Genomic DNA, 25,322 nt, shown 5'->3' with positions numbered 1-25,322 from the left:
CAGCCCGCGCGGTCCGCGCCCGTTACGCCATGCCCACGCGCACAACGACTACCTGCACCCCCGGCCACTGCACGACGCGCTCTCCCACGGGTTCACCAGCGTCGAGGCGGACATCTTCCTCGTCGGCGGCGACCTGCTCGTGGCCCACGAGCCCGCCACGCTCGACCCCACCCGCACCCTCGCCTCGCTCTACCTGGACCCGCTCGCCGCCCTGGTCCGAGCGGGGCACGGCAGCGTCCACCCGCACCACCGCGCCCCGCTGCAGCTCCTCATCGACATCAAGGCCGACGGCGTCGCCGCCTACCGCGAACTGGACCGGCAACTGCGCCGCCACCACCGGATCCTTACCCGCTACAGCCACGGCCGCGTCCACCCCGGCGCGGTCACCCCGGTCATCTCCGGCGACCGCGCCGCCCGCGTCCCCATGGAGGCGCAGCGCACCCGGTACGCGTTCTACGACGGCCGCCTCGACGACCTCGGCACCGCGGCCCCCGCCTCGTTCGCCCCGCTCGTCAGCGCCAACTGGACCCAGAGCTTCGGCTGGCTGGGCGCCGGCCCCTTCCCCCGTGCCGAGCGCGACCGGCTCCACACCCTCGTCGCCACCGCCCACCGGGAAGGCCGCCGCATCCGCTTCTGGGCCACGCCCGACCTGCCCGGACCCGAACGCGAGGCCGTCTGGTCCGAACTGCTCGGCGCCGGGGTCGACCACCTCAACACCGACGACCTGGCCGGACTCGAACGATTCCTCCGAGCTCGCGGGAGCGGCGCCCCGACCCCGTAACGCCCCACCGCCGGGAAGTACCCGTTCGGCCGACACGCCAGTGCGCCGAACAGCCCCTCCGCTGCGCCAAACTGGCGGCCGAATGCCGCAAATCCGGCGCGGCGGAGGAGGTTGGCGATGGCCGTTTCGATCTCGGTGGTCCTGCTCATGCTGATCCTGGCAGTGATCTTCCTGCGCAACGGCGGACTGAAGGTCTCCCATGCACTGGTCTGTGTCCTGCTGGGATTCTTCCTGGCCGGTACGAGCATGGCGCCGACCATCCACGACGGCGTCGGGGCCACCGCCGACCTGGTCAGCGGCCTCCACCCCTGACTCCGGCCCCGCTCCCACCCCCGGCCCCGGGCTCGGCGCGGAACCCCTCGTCGGCCCGGCCGGCGCCGACGGCCGTGCCACGCCGCGCCCGGACATCCCGCACAATGGGCAGATGTCTTTTCCGCCCTCCGGCCGGCACTCGGGCGCCGCCCACCACGAGTACTGCAACACCGGCCTGTGCTGCCGGTGCCAGACGCGTGTCTGGACGACGAAGGCGGGCAACGAGCGGCTCTGCGGGCCGTGCGCGGCCTGCTGCCAGTCCTGCGGACGGGCGCCCGCGCCCCACCTGGACGGGCTCGACGGTGGGCTGTGCGCCGAGTGCCGCGGCCTCTGCGGCCGCTGTCACGCCCCGAAACGGCCCGACGGAACCTGTTTCTGCGACCGCTGGCGGGAGAACGCCAAGAGCAACCCGCGCGGCTATGTCCTCCAGGCGTTGCCGCAGCAGCTCCTCCAGGCGCTCGGCGGCCGGGTCCCGAGCACCGTCCACGACCTGATCCACCAGGAGCTGGCGAACCGCAGCGCGGGTCTCCTCCGTGAACGCGTCGAACGCCGCTGGAACCTGCGCTGGGCCCACGCCCTGAACGAGAAGGACGAGGACGGCCGCCGCCGCTGGAGCGCCCAGGACATCGCCGAACAGTTGCTGATGCCCGGCTCGTGCTCCGACCCGCAGTGCGAGGACGGCCACCGCGTCACCACCGACACCCCGTGCCCCCGCTGCCGTCAGCCGCTGCACCGCTTCGTCACCTCGGTCGCCGACCACACCGCGACGCCGGAGCACGCCCGGGCCGCGGCGGCCCGCATCCGCCGGGCGATGCTGGAGAACCGCTCGCACCGGAAGCCTCCGCCGCGCGGATAGGGCGCGGCGCGGCGTGTCGCGGGCGTTGCCGCGCGTGGCGCGGTGTTGCGGCGGCGTGTCGGGCGCGCGAAACCCTTCTCGTCTCCATGGACACTTCAAGATGCTCCTCCTAACGTCGGGCGGCGGCGCGACCCCCGTCCGTAACCGAGGAGCCCGATGCCCCCGCCGTACCGCAGAGCGCTCGCCCGTGCCCTGGCCCTGACACTCGCCGTCGCCACTCTCACGCTGGCCGGGCCCACCTCCCCCGCACGGGCCGACGAGATCCCCAGAGCCCCCGGCCACCGCCTGGTCGCGGGGTACGAGGGAGCCCCCGCCACCGCGTCGCCGGTCCCCGGCCAGGCGCCCCCGCAGCACCCCTTCCTCGCGCCCAACGGGCGCAGCGGTATGCACGCGGACGCGGCGGGCAGCGGCACCCATCCCTACGCCGGACCGCTCGGCCGGAGCCCCGAGGTGACCAGCGAGAAGATCGCCCCGGTCGGCGGGGAGTGCGCCACCGCGACGTTCGACGCGGCCGGCCGGCTGATCACGGTCTGCGGAACCTTCACCGGCTTCCTTCTCAAACTGCTCGACCCGCGCACCCTCGACACGCTCGCCGAGTACAAGCTGCCGCAGCGGTCCTCCACGGTCGAGGCGATCACCCGCCTCGACTTCTCAAGGATCTTCAAGGACACCTCGGGCGGCGCCTACTTCTACCTGGACGACCAGGACCGGGTCGTCCTCGCCGACTCGCGCCAGCACGTCCTGCGCATCGCCCACCGGCAGGGGCCCGACGGCCGCTGGGAGTTCGTCGTGGAGGACGACTGGGACCTCACCGGCCATGTCCCGCACGACTGCGTGTCCTGGACCAACCTCTTCCCCAGCGGTACCTGCGACCCGGTGACCTCCGTGATGCCCGACTGGCAGGGCCGGATCTGGTGGGTCACCCGGCTCGGCCGGGTCGGGACGGTCGACCCGGACACCTCGGCCGTCCGGTCCGTCCGGCTCGACGGCGAGGAGATCCAGAACTCGTTCTCCGTGGACCGGGACGCGGTCTCCATCGTCTCCGACCACGCCCTCTACAGCTTCACGGCCGGCCCGGACGGCACTCCGCGGATCGGGTGGCGGCAGACGTACGACCGGGGCACCGGCACCAAGCCCGGCTCGGTGAACCAGGGCTCGGGCACCACCCCCGACCTGTTCGGCACCGGTGAGCGGTACGTCGCGATCACCGACAACGCGGACGACCGGATGAACGTCCTCGTCTTCCGCCGCGGCGCGGACATCCCCGCCGACCGCCGCCTCGTCTGCTCGGTCCCGGTCTTCGGCCGGGGTCAGTCGACCACCGACAACTCGCTGATCAGCTGGGGCGACAGCCTCGTCGTCGAGAACAACTACGGCTACGAGAACCCCACCTCCCTGCTGCTCGGCCGCAGCGTCGTCGGCGGCGTCACCCGTATCGACGTCCGGGCCGACGGCAGCGGCTGCGACACCGTGTGGGAGAGCGCCGTCCGCTCGCCCTCCACCGTGCCCAAGCTGTCCACGGCCAACGGGCTGCTCTACTTCTACGAGAAGGAGCCCAACGTCCTCGGCATCGACGCCTGGTATCTGACCGCCGTCGACTTCCGTACCGGCGAACGCCGCTGGCGCACGCTCACCGGCACCGGCCCCGCCTACGACAACAACTGGGCGCCCCTCACGATCGGCCCCGACGGCACCGCGTACGCGGGCGTCTTCAACGGCATCGTCGCGGTGCGCGACACCGCCTGACGGGCGGTGCGGTTCCTCAGCCGTCCACCAGACGGGAGCGGATGAGGAACCGCACCCCCTCCGGGGCCTCCAGCGAGAACCCGCTGCCGCGGCCCTCCACCACGTCCACGATCAGCCGGGTGTGGGACCACACCTCGTACTGGCTCCGCGACATCCAGAAGGGCACGCTCCCGGGCATTCCCTCGACGGCGAGGTCCGCCAGCAGCACATCGGCGTTCCCGGTGCGGAACTCACCGGCCGGATAGCACATCGGCGCGCTGCCGTCGCAGCAGCCGCCCGACTGATGGAACATCAACGGGCCGTGGTCCGCCCGCAGCCGTCGCAGCAGAGCGGCCGCGGCCGGTGTCAGCTCGACGGCGGGAGATTTCGGGTCACACTCCATGGACCTGCCCCTTCCCGGCCGCGGCGACGCCGCGACAACCGCACGCGAGTCAACTCGACCGGACGTTGCGACCGGGTTGCACGCCCTATGCTCGCGGCCATGGAGCAACGGGAAGTCGTGAAGCGCGTGATCGGCATCCTCACAGAGGCGCGCGAAATGCAGCGTCTGCTGGAGGCGGACCTCGAACGGGAAGATCTGGACGCGGGAGCGGGTGCCGTCACCGCCCTGCTGAACGAGACGATGCCCCACATCGCCATCCCCGACGACTTCTCCGTGGAGGAGGTGGTCACCGTCGTCGGGCGCGAGGTCGGCGGTGCGGTCGAACAGCTCGTGAGCGCCTTCACCCTCGCGTTCACGATGCTGGCCCAGGTCCACGACTCCGGGCAGACCGACGTGTCGTCGGCGGACGTCCTCCAGGACCTCGCGTTGCGGGTCGAGGGCGGCGGACCGGACGAAGACGAGAACCCACTGCTGTAGCGCCCTGCGTTCCGCCGCGCGGGTATGCATAGTGGAGGGAGAAACGCGTATCTCCCTCGCGGCATGGAGGCAGCTGTGGGAAAGAGCACCGACATAGCCCGCGCCAAGGCGCGGAGGCTCAAAGGCATGATCAAGGAATCGGACGGCATCGCCCTCGAGAACGAGCGGCTGAAGGCCGAGGGCAGGAAGGAACAGGCCGAGGCCCGCCGCGAGGAGGCCCTGGCACGCGCAGCGCGGGCGGCCTCCGACCGCTGAGAGCAGCGCGGGTGCCCGTGCCGTAGGTGACGGCACGGGCACCCGCGCGGGCTCGACGACCTCCCCGTCGAGGGCCCGCCGCGGCGGGCCCGGCCCGGCTCGGGCCATGCGTCGGTTCCGCCGGTGCGCCGGTGATCCGGCCCATCGACGCGGACACCCAGCGGCTCATCCGTAACCGAAGATCCGGGCGAGGAAGAATCCGGCGACCACGAGCGCGCCGATCACGATCAGGGCGGTCCAGACGCCGGGGTGCTCCCACAGTCCTCCGTCCGGGCGTTCCTCGTGGGCCTCCCCGATGGAACCCTCGGCCGGCGGTGTCTCTCCTGGGGGATTCACTAGAACAGCCATGCGTCAAGGGTCTCTCCGTTCGGGCCCCCGCGCACGCCGTCCGGCCCCTGGGCGGTCCGCTGCCGGTCGGCGGCGGAAGTCTCACCCTCAACTCCAGGGTGAGGCAGAGGGTGCTCCGCCGGGTCGTCCTGCGCCGCCGCCGACGCGGAGGTGGCGGCGGCCACCCCGGTTCCGGCGCGATAGCCCGGGCCGCGCGGGATGCGGAGGCGGCCGGTCGCTGGTTCGCTGGGAGCTGGGGCGTGCCCGGCGGATCAGGGCCGGACAGGCCGCGGCGTCCGGTGCGGTGCATCGCAAGGCGCTGTGCCGGACGCCGGGGACCCGGTCGAGATCCGCCGGACGCGCCCAGAGGTCCCCAGCGTCCAAGGAGTGGTGATGAGCGGTTCGGACGAACCCGCCGGCCTGGCTCGGCAGATGCGTGAGAAGGCCCAGCAGCTAGCGGAGGCCGCGGAGCGCGCGAGCGACCCGCACGAGCGCGAGCGACTGGAGAAGAAGTCCCGGACGATCCGGGACCGGAGCGAGCAGCAGAGCGCCATGGAGGCCGGGGACATCTACCCCGAGAAGTAGCCCGGCCGACACCCGCCCGCCCGCTTCCGGAGGGACCTACCGAACCTCCGGGGCGGGCGGCCGTGTGCCCCCCTACGGCGGCCGCGCGCCCCCGTACGCGGTCAGCGGGCCCACTCCAGGAGCCGGTCCGCGCTCCAGGTCGTCACCACCCGGTCGGCCCGCACCCCGCATTTCTCGGCACGGGCGCACCCCGACCGCTGCCAGTCGAGCTGCCCCGGGGCGTGCGCGTCGGTGTCGATCGCGAACAGCGCCCCCGCCGCTACGGCCGCGCGCAGCAGCCGCAGGGGCGGATCCCTCCGCTCCGGACGGCAGTTGATCTCCACCGCCGTCCCCGCCTCGGCGCAGGCCGCGAAGACCCGGTCCGCGTCGAAGCGCGACTCCGGCCGGCCGCGCCCGGCCAGCAGGCGTCCCGTGCAGTGGCCGAGCACCTTGGCCCGGGGATGCCGTACCGCCGCCTCCAGGCGCCGCGTCATCGGCGCCGGGTCCATCCGCAGCTTGGAGTGGACGGAGACGACCACCACGTCGAGCAGGTCCAGCAGCCCGGGCTCCTGGTCGAGCGAGCCGTCCGGGAGGATGTCGCACTCGATCCCCGTCAGCAGCCGGAACGGGGCCCACTGCTCATTGAGCCGCGCCACCACCGCGAGCTGCTCCCGCAGCCGCTCCGGCGACAGGCCGCGGGCCACCGTCAGCCGGGGCGAGTGGTCGGTGAGGACGGCCCACGCGTGCCCCAGCTCCGCGGCGGTCCGGCCCATCTCCTCGATCGGGCTGCCCCCGTCCGACCAGTCCGAGTGCAGATGGCAGTCGCCCGTCAGCCGCGCGAAGAGATCCTCGCCCCCCTCGACGGGCGGCTCGGCGGCGGCCGCGGCCTCCAGCCGGTCCAGATACCCGGGCGTCTCGCCGGCCAGGGCCTCGCGGATGACCTCGGCGGTGCGTGGCCCGATCCCGGCGACCCGCTCCAGGGAGTTCGCGGTCACCCGCTCGGCCGCCTCCCCGGGGGCCATCGCCTCCACTACGGCAGCGGCCGTACGGAAGGCCTTCACCCGATAGGTGGCGGCCTGGGAGCGTTCCAGCAGGAAGGCGATCCGCCGCAGGGCGGTGACCGGGTCCATCGGCACCTCCACGAGGAGCGTCCCCGGCCGGCGCAGGTCCGCGCCGGGCAGTCCGCCCGCCCCACCAGGATGGGCGCATCCGTCCCCGGTCGCCTCCGCGCGGAGGCCGCCGCTTCAGGACCCGGCCTCCCCGGCGTCCGGCACGGACACCCAGCGGCCGGTGCCCGTGTCGTAGTCGAGCACGGGCCGCCCCCGCACCCCGCTCGTACGGAACGGCCGCCCGCCGTCGTCGACGCGCACCGTGCCGGACCGGCCGTCGGCACTCCAGGTCAGCTCCGCGAACCAGTCGCAGTCGCAGCCGACCGTGCGACCCGTTATCAGGAGGATTTCGGGATCGGTGACGGAGACGCTGTACGGGAAGGCGACCGCCTCGATGGGCTCGCCCGAGTCGTTGCCCGCGACCGAGCGGGCGACGGGGCGGGGCACATCGAGATCCACGTCGAACATCCTCGGGGTGAGGGCCCCGCCGCAGCCGGAGCTCATCCGGTAGACCCGGCCCTCCGCCGGCGAACGACGCTCGACCACCCGGATCCGCAGGGCTTCCAGCACCACGGCCCGCTCGTCCCGGCCCTGCAACGTGATCCGGACACCGGCCTCGCCCGCGTGTACCGCGCCGAGCGCTCCGGCCCAGGACTCGGCGTCCGCCTCCACCGGGGGCGGCGGGACGGCCGCGGGCGCCCGGTCGAGGACGTAGGAGTGGTCGCAGCCGTTCTTCCAGACGTGGTCGTCCGCCGTCCAGGTGAACGGCACACGTCCGGCCGTCGGGCCCGGAGAGCCCCCGGACGCCCGGGGGAGCGCCCCTCCGCGCTGTTCGACGCCGGGCGGCACGGTTGCCGACCGGGTACCGCCGGACGGCGTTCCGCGTGGGGTCCCGCTCGGCGTGCCCTGCGGCTTCCCGGGCGTGAGGGTGCCGGAGGGCGACGGCTCCGGGCTGCCCGACGGGGGCCCACCCGGCCGCTGGGCCACCGACGGGCCCCGGTCCGCGCCCGGGAGCGATGTCCCTCCCAAGGACGCGACCAGGGCGAGAGCGAGCACCCCGGCGGCGAGGACACCGAGCCCCTGCCCGTACCGGCGTGCTCGACGCGACGGTGACACCGGCCCCCGGGGAGTCCCGCTCCCGATCGAGGCCACCTCCCCGGTGACGGAAGCCGGCCCCGGGCGAGGACCGGTGAGGCCGGACGGCCCGTGGGCCGCGGACGGCGGCCCGGGCACGGCCCCGCCGGACGGCCGGGCTCCGGCGGCGTGGGGCACCGCAGCCCACCGCCCGTACGACACGGTCTCCCCGGCCGATCCGTCCACCGGCACGACTTCCGTCGGCTCCGTCTCAGGCTCTGCCTCGGCCGCAGTATCAGCCTCCGCCCTTCCCTCCGCCGCCCCCTGCCGGTCGAGGCGTTCGCGGTCCGCCAGGATCCACAGACGGTGCAGCGCCTCCCGCTCCCCGGCCGGTGCGCCGCACAGGCGGGCCAGCCGCTCCACGGGGGCGAACTCCGCGGGCACCGTCCGCCCCATGCAGTACCGGTGCAGCGTCGATCCGCTGACCCCGATCCGGCGGGCCAGCGAAGCGTACGTCCGGCCCGACCGCTCCCGCAGCGCACTCAGCCGCTCCGCCAGCACCGCCCGTGCTTCCCCCTCGGCGTCACCCGACACGCTCGACCTCCCCGCAGCCGTTCCTTGGCGTTCCAGCCCCCCGGGAACACCCACGTCACCAGGGGTGGGACGGTTCCAGCCCGGCGGGAAGCCGTGTCGTGCTTGTCCGCTTCCGGTGCGGCGGCCCAGGCTGGTGCTCGTTCCCGTACCGCCGCCGCAGGGCCCCTCAGCGGGCTCCGCACACCTCGGCGCGACGGCGTACGACCCACCTGACCGCACCATCCGAAACGGGGAAACCTCACCATGCGCACCCTTCGCACCGCACTGCTGACCGCCGCGGCCGCGGGCCTGGCCGTCACCGCACTGGCCCAGGTGCCCGCCGCCGCGGCGCCGGCCCCCGCTCCCGTCCAGCCGAAGTTCCTGAGCGCTGGCGGGCTGCCCGCCTCCACGACACCCTGGACGGCTGGTCCCGTACGCCAGGGAGTGCCCGAGGAGGGGTCGGTGTGCACCGCCGGCATCGCCCCGGCGTCCGGCACCCGCCACCGGGACTTCCGCACCGAACTGGACACCGGCGCCCGCCAGACCATCACGGTCGCCACCACCACCGCCCGGGCCAAGGCGCTCGCCGCCGAACTGCGCAGCGCCCTGGAGACCTGCCTCGACCGGCTGAAGGAGCAGGACCCCAGCCTGGAGGGGGAGGCGTTCTACCAGGGCCGTGTCGACATCGAGGAGGGCGCGCACGTCTACAGCATCGACACGTCGTACCCGGAGGTCGGCTCCACCGACATCGGGCTCTACTCGGTGGGCCGCGACGGCAGGGCCGTGACCGTCGTCGAGTGGGGACAGCTGGGCGAACTCGACGGCGCACCGCTGGAGGGTTTCAGGAACACGACGCGCACCGCCGTCGCCAAGCTGTACTGAGGCCATGTCCGCGACCGGCCGTCGGGGGGCGGCCGGTCGCCGGAGGTGCGGGGTACCCCGCACCGGGAGCATGCTGGCTGTGTGACCCGGCACGAAACGCCCCGGCATTCCCCGCCCGCCGGAAACGGGGCCGCGGCCGGGGGACACCAGGGTGGCCGAGTGCCCGACGAACTGTCCCTCGTACTCGCGCAGGCCCTCGTCAGCGCCGTCGAGTCGAGCGACGGCTATGCGGGCGGCGTCTTCCTCCGCAGCCGGACGCCCGGACTCCTGCGGCTCGCGGTGCTCGCCGGACTGCCGCCCCCGCTGTTCCGGCCCTGGTGGCGGATGCAGGTGAACCGGCCCTTCCCGGTGTCCGAGGCCTACCGCTCGGGGCGGCCCGTGCTGCTCTCCGACGCGGAGGAGGCGATGCGCCGGTTCCCGCAGCTGATGGCCGGACTGCCGTTCCCGTTCGGTTCGCTGTGGGTGCCGATCACCGGACCCCGGGGGAGCCTGGGCGTGCTGGCGATCCTGCGGGCCTCCACGCCGGGGCAGCCCGTCGCCCCCGCCGACGGCGACCGGCTGCACCGCCTGGGCCATCGACTCGGGGACGCGCTCACCGATCTGGAGCAACGGGGCGTCGACTGCGTATGGGAGGCCGAGCCGGTCCCCGTGCAGCTGCCCGCCGCCACCGCGCCCCCGGTCCGGGTCGGCCGCTTCGACTGGGACCTGCACTCCGGGCAGGTCACCGCCGACGACGAACTCTGCGCGATCCTCGGCTTCGAGCCCGCCGCCTTCCCGGGCACCGTGGACGCGCTCGCCGAACGGCTGGTCCCGGAGGACGTGTACGGGCTGTGGGCGCTGGCCCGCCAGACGGTGGAATCGGCCGAACCGGTCGTCCGGCGGATGCGGCTGCGCGGCCCCGACGGCCGGTCCCATCTGCTGGAGCTGTCCGGCCGCTGGACGCACCCGGACGGCGACGCGTCCGCCAGCCGTCTGAGCGGCTTCCTGGTCGACCTCGGCGCGGGACCCGTCGTGCCGGAGGCCGCCGACCGGCTGCCGCGCGGCATCCTCTCCCTCGACCGGCTGGGCCGGATCACCTACGCGAACGGTCTCGCCGAGGAACTGCTCGGCCACGCCAGGGAAGAGCTCGTGGGCCGTGTCGTGTGGCAGGCCCTGCCGTGGTTCGGGCACGAGGCCTACGAGGACCACTACCGGGCCGCCCTGATGGCCGACGAGCCCGTCCACTTCCTCGCCCGCCGCCCGCCCTCGCGCTGGCTGTCGGTGTCCCTGTACCCGGGCCACGACGGGGTGAGCGTCGTCCTCCAGGGGACCGACCCGCCGGACTACGCCCCGGGCTCGGTCACCGCGCCCGGCCTGGGCATCGGCTCGACCGCCGACCGCTCATCGGCGCTGTACCGACCGGTGGCCCTCGCCATCGCGCTGACCGAGGCGGTCACGGCCCGCCAGGTCTCCGAAGTGGTCACGGAGGAGCTGCTGCCCGCGTTCGGCGGCCGTCAGCTCGCCATCTACCTGCTGGACGAGGGCCATCTCCACCTGGCCTGGGAGACGGGGTTCCCGAAGGGTTTCCTCGACCGTTTCGAAGGGGTCGAGCTCGACGTCAGCATTCCCGGGGTGGAGACCCTGACCACGGGCCGCCCGATGTTCTTCGAGTCCATGCAGCGCCTGGCCGCGGCCTATCCGGGCATCCCGATCGACGCGGACGTCGGGGCGCGCGCGTTCCTGCCGCTGATCGCCTCGGGGCGGCCCGTCGGCTCCTGCATCCTCGGCTTCGACCGCCCTCGCGGCTTCAGCCCGGAGGAGCGAACGGTCCTGACGGCACTGGCCGGGCTCATCGCCCAGGCCCTGAAGCGCGCCCAGCGCTACGACAGCGAGTCGGCCCTCGCCCGCGGACTCCAGAACGCCCTGCTGCCGCACCGGCTGCCCGAGGTGGACGGGGTGGACACCCTGGGGCGCTACCTCTCCGGCACCCAGGGCATGGATGTGGGCGGCGACTGGTACGACGTCATCGAGACCGGCCACGAACTCGCCCTGATCATCGGCGACGTACAGGGTCACGGTGTCTCCGCCGCCGCGACCATGGGGCAACTGCGTAGTGCGGTACGGGCGTTCGCGCTGAGCAATCACGATCCGCAGGAGGTGATGAGCGGGACGAACCGACTGCTCATCGACCTCGACCCGGGACAGTTCGCGAGCTGCTGCTACATCGCGCTGGACCCGGTGACCGGAGTGGCCCGCGCCGTACGGGCGGGGCATCCGCAGCCCGTGCTGCGGCGGCCCGACGGCCGGACGGAGGTGCTGGACCTGCCCGGCGGCATCGTGCTCGGGATCGATGAGCAGGCGTCCTACCCGGTCACGGAGATGCGGCTCGAACCGGGGGCGATGATCGCCCTGTTCACGGACGGGCTGATCGAGCGCCCGGGGACGGACATCGACGAGGGGATCGAGCGGCTGCGCGCCACCGTCGAACGCATCGGCGCGGTCCCCCTGGCCGAGACGGCCGACCAGGTCATCGGAGTGGCCAGGGCGGCCGTCGACCGCCCCGACGACATCGCAATCCTGCTCGCCGCCCGGTGGGCGGGGACCGGGTCGGTCCGGCGGCCCAGGGAGGACCAGTCGGCCGGACCCGACCTGTGGCGCACGTTCAGGCGGCCGGACCCGGGGCGCGCGGCGGGCGCGCCCGATCCGGCCTCCTGAGAGACGGGCTGCCGTTCAGATTCCGGCCCCGGGCTCCGCCGGTGCGAAGGAGCCGGAGGCCTCCAGCATGCCCTCGCGCTCCACGACCTTGATCCGCTCACGGCCCTGGGCCGCACCCAGCGCCTGCTCGTGGGCGTCCAGCCGGTGCCAGCCCTCCCAGGTCGTGTAGCGGACGCCGCGGTCCTCCAGGAAGGCCTCGACGGCCTCCGGAGCGGGTGTGGCCGGCTCGGGCAGCCGGCCGGCCGCCCGGTCCTCCAGGACGCAGGCGACCGTCTCGTTCGCGTCGCCCTTGGTGTGTCCGATCAGGCCGATCGGACCGCGCTTGATCCAGCCCGTGACGTAGACCGAGGACATGTGCTCGTCGCCGGCGATGACGCGTCCCGCCTCGTGCGGCACGGTGCCGGAGGCCACGTCGAAGGGGAGCTTGGGCAGCTCCTCCGAGTAGTAGCCGACGGCACGGTAGACGCTCTGCATGTCCCAGTCCGTGAACCGGCCGGTGCCCCGGACGTTGCCGGTGCCGTCCAGCTCGGTGCGCTCGGTGCGCAGCGCCACGACCTTGCCGTCCTCGCCGAGGATCTCGACCGGGGACTCGAAGAAGTGCAGGAACAGCTTGTGCGGGCGGTCGCCGACGTCGCGGATCGCCCAGTTCTCCAGGGTCTGCGCGACCATGTTGGCCTGCTTGTTCTCCCGGCGGGTCGCGATGGAGCCCTCGTCGTAATCGATGTCCTCGGGGTTGACGATGACCTCGATGTTGGGGGAGTGGTCCAGCTCCCGCAGCTCCATCGGGCTGAACTTGGCCTGTGCGGGGCCACGCCGCCCGAACACGTGCACCTCCAGCGCCTTGTTCTCCTTGAGGCCCTGGTACACGTTGTCCGGGATCTCGGTGGGCAGCAGCTCGTCCGCCGTCTTGGCCAGGATGCGGGCCACGTCCAGGGCCACGTTCCCGACGCCGAGCACGGCGACCTTCTCCGCGATGAGCGGCCAGCTGCGCGGGACCTCGGGGTGCCCGTCGTACCAGGAGACGAACTCGGCCGCGCCGTAGGAGCCGTCCAGCTGGATGCCGGGGACGTCGAGCGCCCGGTCGGCCTCGGCGCCGGTGGAGAAGATCACCGCGTCGTAGAACGACCGCAGGTCGTCCAGGCCGATGTCGTGCGGGTAGCTGACGTTTCCGAAGAGCCGGATCTGGGGCTTGTCCAGCACCTGGTGCAAGGCCTTGACGATGCCCTTGATCCGCGGGTGGTCGGGGGCCACGCCGTAACGGATGAGGCCGAAGGGCGCGGGCATGCGCTCGAAGAGGTCGATGGAGACCCCCGGATCCTGGCAGACCTCGGATTTGAGCAGCGCGTCCGCAGCGTAGATACCGGCGGGGCCGGCTCCGACAATGGCGACGCGGACGGGGCGTGTCATGGCGTGGTGATCCTTCGGGGCGGGCGAACGCGGGCAGGTACAGCGTACGTCGGAGGTAAGGGTTGGCTTACTAGTCTCCACCGCACACCGTAAGCGATCGCCGCGCGGGCCCTTCGACCGGCCCTGCCTAGAGTGTCCGATTGGCCCGTTTCTCTGTGCCGGTATGGGCGATTTATTTCTTTTGGGAATTCTGCTCGATAAGGGGCGCTTATTGGGCCTGCTGGGGCATTTGCTTGAGCTTGTTTTCGCCATCACCGCGAGGGAGTGGTGAGCGTCACGTCCGGGAGCGCGGACGCAGAAGCGGAAGCATCGGTTCCCTTCTGTGCGAAGAAAGTTGACGGCGTGACCGCGTGACCCGATCCGGCAATTCTGCCTTTCGATCTTGTATGGAAAGGGAAATCCGGAATGCGGGGCTTGTTCTGTTCGACGTTTCTCGCCTACGGTCACCGTCAATCCGGATGGAACGCCGAATCCTGCCGCCGTCCGGGAATCCGAAACCCACTCACGTACGGCAGGAGCGGGGGACCCAGGTAAGTCGCCGATCCGTAACCGGAACGGCTTGGGGTGAAGTCGCACGAGCGTGCGGCCAGACATCTCCCGTCTGAACCCGACAGCTCACCTCGCAGGCGCCGGAGAGGAAATCCCCCATGCCCGCACAGGGTAAGCACCGTCGTCCCCAGTCCACCTCGCTGCGCCGCGGCCTTGCCGCCGTGACCGCCGGCGGAGCCGTACTCGCCCTCCCGGTGATCGGCGCCACCAGCGCGTTCGCGGCCCCCGCACCCGCTGCCGCGCCGCAGCAGGCCGTGGCGCCCACCTCGGTGGCCCAGGCGAATTCCGCCGTGAAGGCCGCGCCCGCCCAGCATTCCGTGGTGGCCGGTGAGACGCTTTCCAAGATCGCCCGCGAATATTCCGTCAGTGGCGGCTGGGAGAAGCTGTACGAAGGCAACCGGAAGATCGTCGGAGAGAATCCCGATCTTATTCACCCCGGTATCAAGCTGACCCTCGGAACCAAGACCGAGGCCCCTTCGGGTGGCAAGGCGGACAAGGCCGCCAAGGCTTCCCCGTCCGCCGCGCGCGGTGCCGAGGCGGACCGTGCCGACCGTTCGGAGCGCGTCAACGCCGCGCCCGTGGCAAAGGCCGCTCCGGCCGCCGAGAAGGCCGTCACGTACACGAACGACCTCGACGGCTGGATCAAGGAGTCGCTGGCGGTCATGGCCGAACAGGGCATCCCCGGCACCTACGAGGGCATCCACCGCAACATCATGCGCGAGTCCTCGGGCAACCCGGCCGCGATCAACAACTGGGACTCCAACGCGGTCAAGGGCACCCCGTCCAAGGGGCTGCTCCAGGTCATCGACCCGACCTTCCAGGCCTACCACGTGCCCGGCACCTCGACCGACAGCTACGACCCGGTCGCCAACATCACGGCCGCGTGCAACTACGCCGCGGACCGGTACGGCTCGATCGACAACGTCTTCGGCGCCTACTGATCCTTTGCGCCCAAGCCCGAGGGGCCCCGGACCTCATGGTCCGGGGCCCCTCGGGCATGCCGGGCGGTGCTGGGAAGTTACCCCCAAGTTTCTAGTGACTTACCACGCGATCGACAGTAGAACCTGTTCCACTCTGTCGAGAGTGAGGGATGTCACATGAGTGACACTGGCAAGCAGAATGGCGAGACCAAGGGTGTTTCGCGTCGAAGATTCATCACTGGAACAGGTTCTCTTCTGGGTGCTGCGGCGATAGCCGGGCCCACCGCACCGGCATGGGCGGGCGTCCGGGCGGCAGCAGCGCCGATCGGCTCCGGGGCCCGTGTGCCGGTGCTGGTCGTCGGCACCGGATACGGCGGCTCCGTGGCCGCCCTCCGGCTCGCCCAGGCCGGCGTCGACGTCCATATGGTCGAGATGGGCATGGCCTGGGACACGCCGGGTGCGGACGGCAAGATCTTCGCCAACACGACCAGGCCCGACGACCGCTCCTTCTGGCTGCGGACCCGGACCAAGCAGCCGCTGAGCAACTTCCTCGGCTTCCCCATCGACAAGAACGTCAACCGCTACACCGGCATCCTGGACGCCGAGGAGTTCGGCGGCATCACCGTCTACCAGGGCCGCGGCGTGGGCGGCGGGTCGCTGGTCAACGGCGGTATGGCCGTCACCCCACGCCGGGAGAACTTCGGCGCGATCCTCCCCACGGTGAACGCCGAGGAGATGTACAGCACCTACTACCCGCGCGCCAACACCGGACTGGGCGTCACCACCATCGACCCCGCCTGGTTCGACAGCGTCGACTGCTACCAGTACGCCCGGGTCGGCCGGAAACACGCCCAGCGCTCCGGCTTCCCGTTCCTCTTCGTCCCCGCCGTCTACGACTGGGACTACATGAAGCAGGAGGCGGCCGGGACCGTTCCGAAGTCGGCCCTGGACGCCGAGATCCTCTACGGCAACAACTACGGCAAGAAATCGCTCCAGAAGACCTACATCGACCGGATCAGGGCCACCGGCCGGGTCACCATCTCCCCGCTCCACAAGGTCACCACGGTCACCCCGGCCCCGGGCGGCGGCTACACGGTGCTCATCGACCAGCTGGACACCGTCGGCCGGACGACCGCCACCAAGACCGTCACGGCGGACAAGGTGTTCTTCGCCGCGGGCAGCGTGGGCACCAGCAAGCTGCTCGTCGGCCTCAAGGCCACCGGCGCGCTGCCCCTTCTCAACAACGAGGTCGGCAAGGGCTGGGGCGACAACGGCAACGTCATGTGCGGCCGGGCCAACCACCTCTGGGACCCGACGGGGCAGGTGCAGTCGTCCATCCCCACCGGCGGCATCGACAACTGGGACGCCGGCGGAGCGTTCGCCGAAGTCGCGCCGCTGCCCACCGGGATCGAGACGTGGGCCTCGTTCTACCTCTCCATCACCAAGAACCCGAACCGGGCCCAGTTCACCTGGAACGCGGCGGCGGGGAAGGCCGAGCTGAACTGGCAGACGGCGTGGAAGCAGCCGTCCATCGACGCCGCGAAGACCATCTTCGACAAGATCAACCGGAAGGAGGGGACGATCTACCGCACGGACCTCTTCGGCGTCCACAAGATCTGGGGCGACCACCTCACCTACCACCCGCTGGGCGGCGCGGTCCTGGACAGGGCCACCGACAACTACGGCCGGCTGCACGGCTACGCGGGCCTGTACGTCATCGACGGCGCGCTGATCCCCGGCAACACCAGCGTGAACCCGTTCGTCACCATCACCGCGCTCGCCGAGCGCAACATCGAACGGATCATCGCGACCGACCTGTAGGCGCCCCGGAGGACGCGGGGACCGACGAAGAGCCCGGGGCCGGGAGTGCCAACCCGGCGGCCCCGGACTCCGTCAGGAGGCGCCCGCGCTCACCCGTGACCGGGCAGAACGCACACCGCGTCGATCCCCAGCACATGGTTGAGCCGCCCGAACGCCAGCCACGAGCCGATGCTCATCGTCAGCTCCACGATCTCCGCCTGGCTGTAGTGCGCGCTCATCCGCTTCCAGAAGGCGTCGTCCAGACCGTGGTGGTCGAGCGTGTACCGCTCGGCGTACTCGGCCGCCAGCCGGGTGCGCTCGTCGAAGGCGTCGGTCGTACGCCACTCGGTCACCGCCCCGGCGAACTCCTCCTCGACCTTCGCCCCGTCCCGTTCGGTCCGCCAGTCCAGGCAGAACAGGCACCCGTTGATCTGCGCGACCCGCAGCCTGGCCGCCTCGAACTCCCGCAGCCCCAGAGTCGTGTGCTCGTACACGGACATCGAGAAGGTGGCGGCGGCCATCCCGATGCCGGGGACCATCTCCCCCCACACGTAACCGATGGGCTCCTGGCCCTCCGGGATATCGATGATCATGCCGGTCTCCTTCCCAGCCTGCCGACCGCAGGCCGCAGCGGAACGTCCAGTGCGTCGTACAGGCCCGGCTCCGCGTCCACCAGCCAGTCGATGGCGGAGACGAGTCGCCCGACCGCGGTGGCGTTCCCGCCTGCCGACCGGTTCTCGTCCTCGTCGGAGGCCTCGACCGTCACCTCGATACGGGGACGGCCCTCGATCACCACCCGGTGCGCGCCCACCCCGTCGGGTGGGGACGGCCAGTCCGGGGCGCACGAGGGATGGATCCGGGTGATGTGCTCGATGACGATGCGCGGCACGCCGTCCACGATGCCCTGCACCTCGAAGCGCACCGCCCCCTGCGTACCCGCCGCGAACTCGCCCATCGTGCGGGTGCGTACCGTCGACTTCAGCGCCCGACGGTCCATGGTCTCGCGGATCTCGTCCAGCTCGACGTCCAGCGCCCGTGCCATGAGACGTATCTGACCGCCCCACACCATCGTCGGAACGCTCTCCGCCAGCATCAGCGGCTCGTAGTCCATCGGGTGACCCATCCCGATCAGATGGCGCACCGACTCCTCCTGCTCGTACGTGGAGTAGTCGAAGATCTCCTGGCAGCGGATGACGTCCACCTCGGTACCGAGTCCGCTGACCAGCAGGGGCAGGACGTCATTGCCCCAGCCGGGGTCGACTCCGGAGACGAAGAGGGAGCCGCCGCCCTCGGCGACGGCGGCCAGGACCGGGTCCCGCAGTTCCGGCGGGGCGTTGCGCTGATCGTAGAGCGGATAGAGGGAGGGCGTGACGACCACCGCGCCGGCCCGGACCGCCCGGCCGATGTCGGCGAGGGCGTCGTCGGGACGGATGTCGCCGGACGCCGCGTAGACCACCGCCCGGGGGCGGGCGGCCAGCACGGCGGCGATGTCGTCGGTGGCCGCGACCCCGAGCGTGCGCCCGACCCCGCCCAGCTCGCCCGCGTCGCGGCCGGTCTTGGCGGGATCGTGCACGAGGACGGCGGCGAGTGTCAGTGCCGGATGGGCCTCGACGGCGCGGATCGCCGCGCGGCCGACGTTGCCGGTACCCCAGACAACCGTGGGAATCATGCGCGGAGGGTAGCCCCGGGGCCCTGCACTTCCCAGAGCCATGCGGGACCCAATTCGTGGGGTGGAGAGGGGTGTTCCCGAGAACGGGTGTTCCCGGGCCGGAGACGGTCCACCGGCCCGGGAACGCGGTAGCGGCTACCGCTTGGCCCGTGCGCCGTTCGGGGCGCCGGAGACCGTGAACTGCGAACCGGGCTCGATGAGCACGTGACCGTCACGTGAGTCGGTGATCGTCACGTTCGTGAGCGTCGCGTTGCCGCGTGCGCCGCCCATCGCGAGGATGCCGGACCCGTTGTTGGACTTGTCGATCCGGACGTTCTCGATCTTGACGTCCTGCATCACGCCGCCGCCCGTCTTGAACTGGATGCCGTCGTAGGTGGAGTCGATGATGTCCGTGTCGCGGATGGTGACTCCGGGGATCGGCAGATTCTGCGGGAAGAGGGTGATCGCGCCGAACTCCTGGTCCTCGTTCCAGAAGGCTCCGCCGGTGCGGTACAGGCCGTTGTTGGCGATCAGCGTCTGCCCGGAGAAGGGCAGCGGGTCGTGGTCGGTCGCCAGCATGATGGCCGGGTAGTTCATCGTGTCGGAGATCAGGTTGTTCTCGATCTTGTTGCCGTAACCCCCGTAGATCGCGATGCCGTTGGCACGCCACGGGAGCTGGATGGTGTTGTTGCGGAAGCTGTTGTCGTGGCCGATGTCGACGGACTGGTCCTTGACGTACTTGCTGGACCAGACCGCGAGGGCGTCGTCGCCGGTGTTGCGGAACGACGAGTTGTAGACCGTGGAGTTACGGGTGCCGTTGGCGAAGTTGATGCCGTCGGCGTACGTGTTGCGGATCCGCATCCCGGTGAACTCGACGCCGTCGCCCGGGTTCCACAGCTCCTGGATGTTGTCGAAGTCACGACCGGCCCAGACGCCCACGTTGGCGTGCTCGATCCAGACGTTGCTGATCTTCGTGTCCTTGCCGAACCGGCCGTTCAGCGCGACGCCGCCCTCGTGGTTGCCGTCGCCACCGCGGATGGTGCCGGAGCCGAAGATGGCGATGTCGGAGATTTGCGTGTTCTCGTCGATGTCGAAACCGAAGTTGCCCTCGTGCGGGTGATTGATGCCGCCCGCCTCGTGCGGCGGGGTGAGGGTGTAGAGCTGTGAGTGCCACATGCCCGCGCCCCGGATCGTCACATCACGGATGCCGACCTGGTTCCACTGACCCCGGTCGAGCGGGTCGTCGGTGAGGATCTTCTGCTCCTGACGCCACTGGCCGGCCGGGATCCACACGCAGTCGATCTGACCGGTCTGGTTCGCCGTCACCGCGCGCTGGATCGCCGCCGTGTCGTCGATCCCGTCGTTCGCCACCGCGCCGTACGTCGTGATGGACACACAGCCCGAGGGCTGGGACGAGGGTGCCGCCACCTGCTCCAGGTCGATCAGGTCGATGATGTAGAAGGAGGCGTTGTCGCTCGCGTCGCGCTGGAGCCGGAACTTCGTGCCCGCCGGATAGGTCTGCGTGAGCAGGGCGTGCGACTCGTCGAACAGCCGCCGCGCGTCGCCGCCGGGGGTGTTGGTGAGGCCTTCGGGGCTGTCGGTGTTCCCGTACAGCCAGCTGTGCTTAGAGGAGAGGTCGATCTTGCGGACGAACTGACCGTTGGCGTACAGGCTGATGGTCGCCTCGCGGCCGCCACCGCCCGGCGCGTCCGGGATGGAGTTGCGCACGACGACCGAGTTCGACGGGGCGGTCGAGGTGAACTCCACGAACTCACCGGTCGCGTTGAGCCGTACCGACTCGCGTCCGGAGGACTCGGTGGCGAAGTTGGTGTGCCCGAAGGTGCGCTCGGCGTCCGACTTCAGCAACGTGCCCTGATAGGTGGCGTTCTCGGCCTCCAGCTCGGTGTACGGAACGGCCGCGCCGCGCCCGACCACGATGGAGCGGGCGAAGGTGTTGTTGGTCTCGCTGGTCTCCGTGACCTGGTTCGTGGCGTCCGCGGTGGCGGTCAGCGTCGCGCCGCCGCTCGCCGCCGTCCAGCTGCCGCCGACCGTGACGTTCGCGGTCGCGCCCGCCGCGATGGCCGGTGTGGTGCCGTTGAGCGTCGTGGAACCGACGGTCAGCCGGGTGACGGTGCCCGCGCTCACCGCGCTGGTGCCGCGGTTGTGCACCGCCACGGTGAAGGTGACCGCCGCGCCGACGGCCGGGTTGGCCGGGCTGGAGGAGATGGAGCGGACCTCCAGGTCGGGGCCGGGGCTCTGCCCGATGACCAGCGGGGAGGCGGTGGTACGGCTGTTGTTGGTGTTGTCCGACTCGACGACCGTGTCGGTCGGGTCCACCAGGGCCGAGACGGTGTACGAACCCTGCGGCCGCTTGCCGACCTCGACCGAGACCGGGGCCGAGGCTCCCGCGGCGAGCGGGCCGACCGGGGCGCTGCCCACGACCACGCCGCCCAGACTCACATTGACGGTCGTCGCGGGGGAGGCGGCCGAACCGGCGTTGCGGACGGTCCCCTTGACGGTGATGTCGTCCGTCTCGGAGGGGGACGAGGGGCTCCAGGACAGCGCGCTCACGGTCAGGTCCGGGTTGGGCGCGGCCGTCCCCAGGACCTGGACCTCGGCGATCTGTCCGCCGGGCGCCCCGGTGTTGGTGAAGAACTTGAGCTGGAGGTCGGCGACCCGGCCGTCCACCGGGATCGTCACCGTGTTCTGGTTGCCCGACGGGTTGAACGCGTAGCCGGCGCGGGCCCGGAGCGAGGTGAACGCGGTGCCGTCCTGGGTCCGGCCGAGCACCTGGATGTCCTGGGTGCGGCTGCCCCAGATCGGGTCGGGGTTGAGCTTGACCACCACGGACTCCAGGTCCGCGTCGGCGCCGAGCTTCACCGTGAGGTCGGCCGGCAGCCCGTTCGACTCCCAGTAGCTGTTGACCTTGCCGTCGTTGGCGTTGGCGGCCGGGAACCCGCCGTGCGATCCGCTGGCGACGACGGGCTTGCCCCGGGCCAGATCGGTGGCCTCAGCCGCGCTCGCGGCGACGGGCAGGAGCCCGACCGAGACCATCCCGGCTATCAGCAGCCCGGTGATCGACTGTCCGGTGAGTCGTTTCCATCTCATGATGTCCTCTGCTTCCACAATATTTGAGTCCACAAGTCAATCTTTTGCGGTGAGAGGTTCATAGATTTCTGCCCTGTTTCTGATTTGTCAACGGTCTTCGCATGGCCATGTCATTCGGGGGTCGTTGTTGACGCACCGTCAGGCAGCCGATCGGATGGGCTCGTTCAGGCCCCGGCGGCGCCCCTGGCCAGCAGCAGCGCCAGATCCACCGCAGCCACGGCCACCGCTCCGGCCAAGGCGGCCTTGCGCCACCGGCGGCCGAGAGCCGGGCCCGCGAGCGACGCCGCACCGGCCAGGACGAGTGCCGCCGCACCCATGGCGTCCACCGGTCCCGGCGGGCCGAACGCCAGCACCGCCGTGGCGCCGAGGAGCGGCACCGGCAGCAGCAGCCGGGTGCCCCGGTCGCCCAGCCGGTGCGGGAGGCCCCGGATCCCGGCCGCCCGGTCCGCCGCGATGTCCGGGAGGGTGTCGGCCAGATGCGCCGCGAACCCGAGCAGGGCCCCGGCCGCCACCGTCCACCATCGGGGCCACGGTCCGCCGGGCAGGGAGAGGGCGACGGCGGCGGGCAGGGCGCCGAATCCTGCCACGTACGGCAGCCAGGACAGGGCCGTCGCCTTGAGCCGCAGGTTGTAGAGCCAGGCGGCGGTGACGGCGGCGAGGTGGACCGTGCCGGCGAGCGCCCCGCAGGCCAGCGAGAGCGGTACGCACAGGGCGAGCGCGACCGCCGCCGCCGCCCACACCGCACGGGCCCCGACCGTGCCGTCGGCCGCGGGCTTCCCCCGGCGGCCGGCATCGGCGTCGCGCCGCGCGTCGTACGCGTCGTTGCACCAGCCGACCGAGAGCTGGCCGGTCAGCACCGCCGCCGTGACCAGCACGGAGCGGAGGCCGCCGAGGCCGGAGCCGAGGGCGAGGGCACAGGCGAGCGCGGTCACCGCGAGCGCCGGTCCCGGGTGGCACGCGAGCGCGAGCCCCACGACCCGGCCGCGTCGCCGCGCGCCGGCCGGCCCCGCCGCGGGTCCTACTCCCACCGGCGCGGCACCGGCCGGATCCGCTCCGGCCGGGCTCACCCTGTCCGTGGCGTCCATCGGGCGATCGTAGGGGCCCGACGCCCCGTCAATGCGGCGACCGGGCGGGTCTTTTACGCCGTTCCCTCGCTCCTTGTGGGCAGGATGGGGCCATGACGCCACCGAAGCAGGAGGCAGGATGACCCGCATCGCCGCGGTTCACGGGGCTCTGCCGCCCCACCGCCACACCCAGCGCGAGGTCACCGACATGGTGGCCCGCACCTGCCTGCCGCCCGGAGCCGACCGCCGTGTCCTGGACCGGCTCCACGAGAACGCCCGGGTCCGCACCCGGCACACCGTGCTGCCCCTGGACGGCTACCGCGAGCTCGACGGCTTCGGCGCGTCCAACGACGTGTTCATCCGGTCCGCCGTGGACCTCGGCGCCCAGGCCGTACGCGGTGCGCTGCGGGCGGCGGGGCTGCGGCCCACCGATGTGGACCTGCTGATGTTCACCTCGGTCACCGGGATCGCCGCCCCCTCCGTCGACGCCCGGCTCGTGACCCGCCTGGGCATGCGGTCGGACGTCAAACGGCTGCCCGTCTTCGGCCTCGGCTGCGTCGCCGGAGCGGCCGGGACGGCCCGGCTGCACGACTACCTCCTCGGCCGCCCCGACGACGTGGCCGTGCTCCTGTCGGTCGAGCTCTGCTCCCTCACCTTCCAGCGCCACGACCCGTCGCCCGCCAACCTGGTGGCGACCGCGCTGTTCGGCGACGGAGCGGCCGCCTTGGTCGCCCTCGGCGGCCGCCGGGCCGTCTCGGGCCCCGAGATCGTGGCCACCCGCAGCCGGATGTACCCGGACACCGAGCACGTCATGGGCTGGGACATCGGCAGCACCGGCTTCACCGTGGTCCTCGACCCGGCGGTGCCCGACGTCGTCCGCCGCTATCTCGCGGACGACGTGAGGGAGTTCCTCGATGAGCACGGGCTCAAGCCGAAGGACGTCGCCCACTGGGTGTGCCACCCGGGCGGCCCCAAGGTGCTGGAGACCGTCACCGAGGTCCTCGATCTGCCCGACGGCGCGCTCGACGTCACCTGGCGCTCGCTGGCCGACGTCGGCAACCTGTCCTCGTCCTCGGTCCTGCACGTCCTGCGGGACACCATCGAACAGCGCCGCCCCGAGCCGGGCACCCCCGGACTGCTGCTGGCCATGGGCCCGGGATTCTGTTGCGAACTGGTGCTGCTGCGCTGGTAGGAAGGAGAGACCCCCATGACCTCGACCTGGTACACCCTCCTGGTGCTGGCCGTCGCGGCCGAGCGCCTCGCCGAACTCGTCGTGGCCCGCCGCAACTCCCGCTGGAGCCTCGCCCGGGGCGGCGTCGAATCGGGCCGCGGGCACTATCCGGCGATGGTCGCGCTGCACACCACGCTCCTGGCCGGCTGTCTGGTGGAGGTCCGGTTCGCCGAACGCCCTTTCCCAGCCGTACTCGGCTGGACGATGGCCGCCGTCGTCGTGGCCTCGCAGGTGCTGCGCTGGTGGTGCATCCGCACCCTCGGCCCCCGCTGGAACACCCGGGTCATCGTGGTCCCCGGCCTTCCCCGGGTCACCGGCGGCCCCTACCGGTGGCTGAGCCACCCCAACTACGTCGCCGTCGCGGCCGAAGGCCTCGCGCTGCCCCTGGTCCACGGGGCCTGGGTGACCGCCCTCGTCTTCACCGCCCTCAACGCCGCGCTCATGGTGGTGCGGATCCGGTGCGAGGACGGGGCGCTCGCCCGCCTCCCGGCCGCGGACGCACCCGCGTGATCGACGTCCTGGTCGTGGGCGGCGGACCGGCCGGACTGACCGCCGCGATCCGGGCCGCTTCGGCGGGCCTGGAGGCGGTGGTGGTCGAGCCGCGCACCACCCCCGTCGACAAGGCGTGCGGCGAGGGCATCATGCCCGGCGGCGTCGCGGCCCTGCGCGACCTCGGCGTACGGGTGACCGGCCACGAACTGCGCGGTATCCGCTACACCGACGGCCGGCGCAGCGCGGAGGCGGACTTCCGGGGCGGCCCCGGCGCGGGTGTCCGCCGCACCGAACTCCACACCGCCCTGCACGAGCGGGCCGCCGCCCTCGGCGTCCGCGTCGTCCCCGCGAAGGCGGGGGAGATCCGGCAGGACGAGCACACCGTCACCGCCGCCGGACTCACCGCGCGCTGGCTCGTCGCCGCCGACGGGCTCCACTCGCCGCTGCGCCGCGCCCTGGGCCTCGACCGGCCCGTCACCGGGCCCGGACGCTACGGCCTGCGCCGCCACTACCCGCTCGCCCCGTGGACGGACCACGTCGAGGTGCACTGGTCCCGGCACGGCGAGGCGTACGTGACCCCGGTCGGCGATCGCCTGGTGGGAGTGGCCGTCCTGAGCCGCGACCGCCGCCCCTACGACCAGCATCTGGCCGCCTACCCCACTCTCGCCGCCCGGCTCGCGTGCGGCCCCGGACCCACCCCCGTACGCGGGGCGGGTCCACTGCGCCAGCGGGCACAGGGCCCACGGGCCGGGCGCGTCCTGCTGGTCGGCGACGCCGCGGGCTACGTGGACGCCCTGACCGGGGAGGGCATCGCCCTCGCGGTGGCCACCGCTACGGCCGCGGTCGACTGCCTGGTCGCCGGGCGGCCCGAGGACTACCCCCGGCGCTGGGCGCGGGTCACACGACGCTACCGCCTGCTCACCGCGGCCCTGCTGGGCGCCGCCGGCCATCCGTCCTCGGGGCGGCTGATCGTCGCCGCCGCCCACCGGGCACCCGCCCTCTTCCGTACCGCGGTCCACGCACTCCAGTGAATCCGGCCGCCCGCGCGCGGGCGGCCGGACGCTCGAATGG

General features: G+C 72.2%; 23 protein-coding genes and 1 riboswitch. Of the genes, 14 read left to right on the top strand and 9 right to left on the bottom strand.

Translation table 11 applies throughout. The features are described from left to right. The 4 genes from HET64_RS07480 to HET64_RS07465 all read left to right on the top strand — a co-directional run. Nucleotides 1-781: phosphatidylinositol-specific phospholipase C/glycerophosphodiester phosphodiesterase family protein (locus tag HET64_RS07480; protein WP_215103260.1), on the top strand; the 781-nt coding region annotated here is incomplete at its 5' end. Nucleotides 782-898: 117 nt separating this feature from the next. Beyond that, nucleotides 899-1,093, top strand: a complete 195-nt coding sequence (locus HET64_RS07475) for a hypothetical protein (protein WP_018955839.1) — start codon at nucleotides 899-901, stop codon at nucleotides 1,091-1,093. Between the two features lie 112 nt (nucleotides 1,094-1,205). Next, nucleotides 1,206-1,949: a hypothetical protein gene (locus HET64_RS07470; RefSeq protein WP_215103259.1), complete on the top strand. Its 744-nt coding sequence runs from the start codon at nucleotides 1,206-1,208 to the stop codon at nucleotides 1,947-1,949. A 156-nt stretch (nucleotides 1,950-2,105) separates the two neighbouring features. Further along, nucleotides 2,106-3,695 (top strand): hypothetical protein, encoded by a 1,590-nt coding sequence (locus tag HET64_RS07465; RefSeq protein ID WP_215103258.1) that lies wholly within the window; start codon nucleotides 2,106-2,108, stop codon nucleotides 3,693-3,695. A gap of 16 nt (nucleotides 3,696-3,711) precedes the next feature. On the opposite strand, the gene HET64_RS07460 is transcribed toward HET64_RS07465, so the two are convergent. Next, the gene (locus HET64_RS07460; protein ID WP_215103257.1) at nucleotides 3,712-4,077 is read right to left on the bottom strand and encodes a DUF779 domain-containing protein; all 366 of its coding nucleotides are present in this window, start codon (nucleotides 4,075-4,077) and stop codon (nucleotides 3,712-3,714) included. Between the two features lie 87 nt (nucleotides 4,078-4,164). Between HET64_RS07460 and HET64_RS07455 the strand changes: the two genes are divergently transcribed. Continuing rightward, nucleotides 4,165-4,554 (top strand): hypothetical protein, encoded by a 390-nt coding sequence (locus HET64_RS07455; protein ID WP_215103256.1) that lies wholly within the window; start codon nucleotides 4,165-4,167, stop codon nucleotides 4,552-4,554. 75 nt (nucleotides 4,555-4,629) lie between these two features. Next, nucleotides 4,630-4,809, top strand: coding sequence for a hypothetical protein (locus tag HET64_RS07450; RefSeq protein WP_018955843.1), 180 nt, complete (start codon nucleotides 4,630-4,632; stop codon nucleotides 4,807-4,809). 165 nt (nucleotides 4,810-4,974) lie between these two features. Here HET64_RS07450 and HET64_RS07445 read toward each other — a convergent pair whose 3' ends face one another. Further along, on the bottom strand, nucleotides 4,975-5,157 hold the full coding sequence (locus tag HET64_RS07445) for a DUF6480 family protein (RefSeq protein WP_215103255.1): 183 nt from the start codon (nucleotides 5,155-5,157) through the stop codon (nucleotides 4,975-4,977). A gap of 372 nt (nucleotides 5,158-5,529) precedes the next feature. Here HET64_RS07445 and HET64_RS07440 point away from each other — a divergent pair, with 372 nt between their 5' ends. Then, on the top strand, nucleotides 5,530-5,721 hold the full coding sequence (locus HET64_RS07440; protein WP_215103254.1) for a DUF6381 family protein: 192 nt from the start codon (nucleotides 5,530-5,532) through the stop codon (nucleotides 5,719-5,721). Between the two features lie 101 nt (nucleotides 5,722-5,822). On the opposite strand, the gene HET64_RS07435 is transcribed toward HET64_RS07440, so the two are convergent. Further along, nucleotides 5,823-6,830: a PHP domain-containing protein gene (locus HET64_RS07435; protein WP_215103253.1), complete on the bottom strand. Its 1,008-nt coding sequence runs from the start codon at nucleotides 6,828-6,830 to the stop codon at nucleotides 5,823-5,825. Nucleotides 6,831-6,944: 114 nt separating this feature from the next. Beyond that, complete coding sequence (locus HET64_RS07430; RefSeq protein WP_215103252.1) at nucleotides 6,945-8,477, bottom strand: transcriptional regulator; 1,533 nt, start codon at nucleotides 8,475-8,477, stop codon at nucleotides 6,945-6,947. Nucleotides 8,478-8,720: 243 nt separating this feature from the next. On the opposite strand from HET64_RS07430, the gene HET64_RS07425 reads away from it, so the two are divergent. Together HET64_RS07425 and HET64_RS07420 are read left to right on the top strand one after the other, a co-directional pair. Further along, complete coding sequence (locus tag HET64_RS07425; RefSeq protein ID WP_215103251.1) at nucleotides 8,721-9,338, top strand: hypothetical protein; 618 nt, start codon at nucleotides 8,721-8,723, stop codon at nucleotides 9,336-9,338. A 159-nt stretch (nucleotides 9,339-9,497) separates the two neighbouring features. After that, nucleotides 9,498-12,032, top strand: a complete 2,535-nt coding sequence (locus HET64_RS07420; protein WP_215103250.1) for a SpoIIE family protein phosphatase — start codon at nucleotides 9,498-9,500, stop codon at nucleotides 12,030-12,032. A 15-nt stretch (nucleotides 12,033-12,047) separates the two neighbouring features. Here the strand turns inward: HET64_RS07420 and HET64_RS07415 are convergent, their stop codons facing one another. After that, on the bottom strand, nucleotides 12,048-13,439 hold the full coding sequence (locus tag HET64_RS07415; protein ID WP_215103249.1) for an FAD-dependent oxidoreductase: 1,392 nt from the start codon (nucleotides 13,437-13,439) through the stop codon (nucleotides 12,048-12,050). 454 nt (nucleotides 13,440-13,893) lie between these two features. After that, nucleotides 13,894-14,081, top strand: a riboswitch (cyclic di-AMP (ydaO/yuaA leader). Nucleotides 14,082-14,086: 5 nt separating this feature from the next. Here HET64_RS07415 and HET64_RS07410 point away from each other — a divergent pair. After that, the gene (locus HET64_RS07410) at nucleotides 14,087-14,929 is read left to right on the top strand and encodes a transglycosylase SLT domain-containing protein (protein ID WP_215103248.1); all 843 of its coding nucleotides are present in this window, start codon (nucleotides 14,087-14,089) and stop codon (nucleotides 14,927-14,929) included. A gap of 156 nt (nucleotides 14,930-15,085) precedes the next feature. Beyond that, nucleotides 15,086-16,729 carry a GMC oxidoreductase gene (locus HET64_RS07405; protein WP_251144926.1) on the top strand — a complete coding sequence of 548 codons (1,644 nt, stop codon included), beginning with the start codon at nucleotides 15,086-15,088 and terminating at the stop codon, nucleotides 16,727-16,729. Nucleotides 16,730-16,818: 89 nt separating this feature from the next. Here HET64_RS07405 and HET64_RS07400 read toward each other — a convergent pair whose 3' ends face one another. From HET64_RS07400 to HET64_RS07385, 4 genes are all read right to left on the bottom strand, one after another. After that, a complete protein-coding gene (locus HET64_RS07400) occupies nucleotides 16,819-17,301 on the bottom strand; it encodes a carboxymuconolactone decarboxylase family protein (RefSeq protein WP_215103247.1) in 483 nt (160 codons plus the stop codon). Beyond that, entirely contained in the window at nucleotides 17,298-18,377 is a 1,080-nt protein-coding gene (locus HET64_RS07395; protein ID WP_215103246.1) for a dihydrodipicolinate reductase, read from the bottom strand. Before HET64_RS07395 ends, HET64_RS07400 begins: the two co-directional genes overlap by 4 nt. 135 nt (nucleotides 18,378-18,512) lie before the next feature. Next, entirely contained in the window at nucleotides 18,513-21,464 is a 2,952-nt protein-coding gene (locus HET64_RS07390; protein WP_215103245.1) for a CARDB domain-containing protein, read from the bottom strand. Nucleotides 21,465-21,628: 164 nt separating this feature from the next. Then, nucleotides 21,629-22,549 (bottom strand): UbiA family prenyltransferase, encoded by a 921-nt coding sequence (locus HET64_RS07385; RefSeq protein ID WP_215103244.1) that lies wholly within the window; start codon nucleotides 22,547-22,549, stop codon nucleotides 21,629-21,631. A 118-nt stretch (nucleotides 22,550-22,667) separates the two neighbouring features. On the opposite strand from HET64_RS07385, the gene HET64_RS07380 reads away from it, so the two are divergent. Genes HET64_RS07380 through HET64_RS07370 form a run of 3 tightly spaced genes read left to right on the top strand, consistent with a single transcriptional unit; the run spans nucleotide 22,668 to nucleotide 25,282 of the window. Continuing rightward, nucleotides 22,668-23,720: a type III polyketide synthase gene (locus HET64_RS07380; protein WP_215103243.1), complete on the top strand. Its 1,053-nt coding sequence runs from the start codon at nucleotides 22,668-22,670 to the stop codon at nucleotides 23,718-23,720. Nucleotides 23,721-23,735: 15 nt separating this feature from the next. Further along, nucleotides 23,736-24,269 carry an isoprenylcysteine carboxyl methyltransferase family protein gene (locus HET64_RS07375; protein ID WP_215103242.1) on the top strand — a complete coding sequence of 178 codons (534 nt, stop codon included), beginning with the start codon at nucleotides 23,736-23,738 and terminating at the stop codon, nucleotides 24,267-24,269. After that, a complete protein-coding gene (locus tag HET64_RS07370; protein WP_215103241.1) occupies nucleotides 24,266-25,282 on the top strand; it encodes an NAD(P)/FAD-dependent oxidoreductase in 1,017 nt (338 codons plus the stop codon). Before HET64_RS07375 ends, HET64_RS07370 begins: the two co-directional genes overlap by 4 nt. Nucleotides 25,283-25,322: the final 40 nt, after the last annotated feature.

This window comes from Streptomyces sp. McG3, assembly GCF_018619185.1.
In the GTDB taxonomy this organism is placed as follows: domain Bacteria; phylum Actinomycetota; class Actinomycetes; order Streptomycetales; family Streptomycetaceae; genus Streptomyces.
This window is presented reverse-complemented; position numbering and strand designations above follow the sequence as displayed.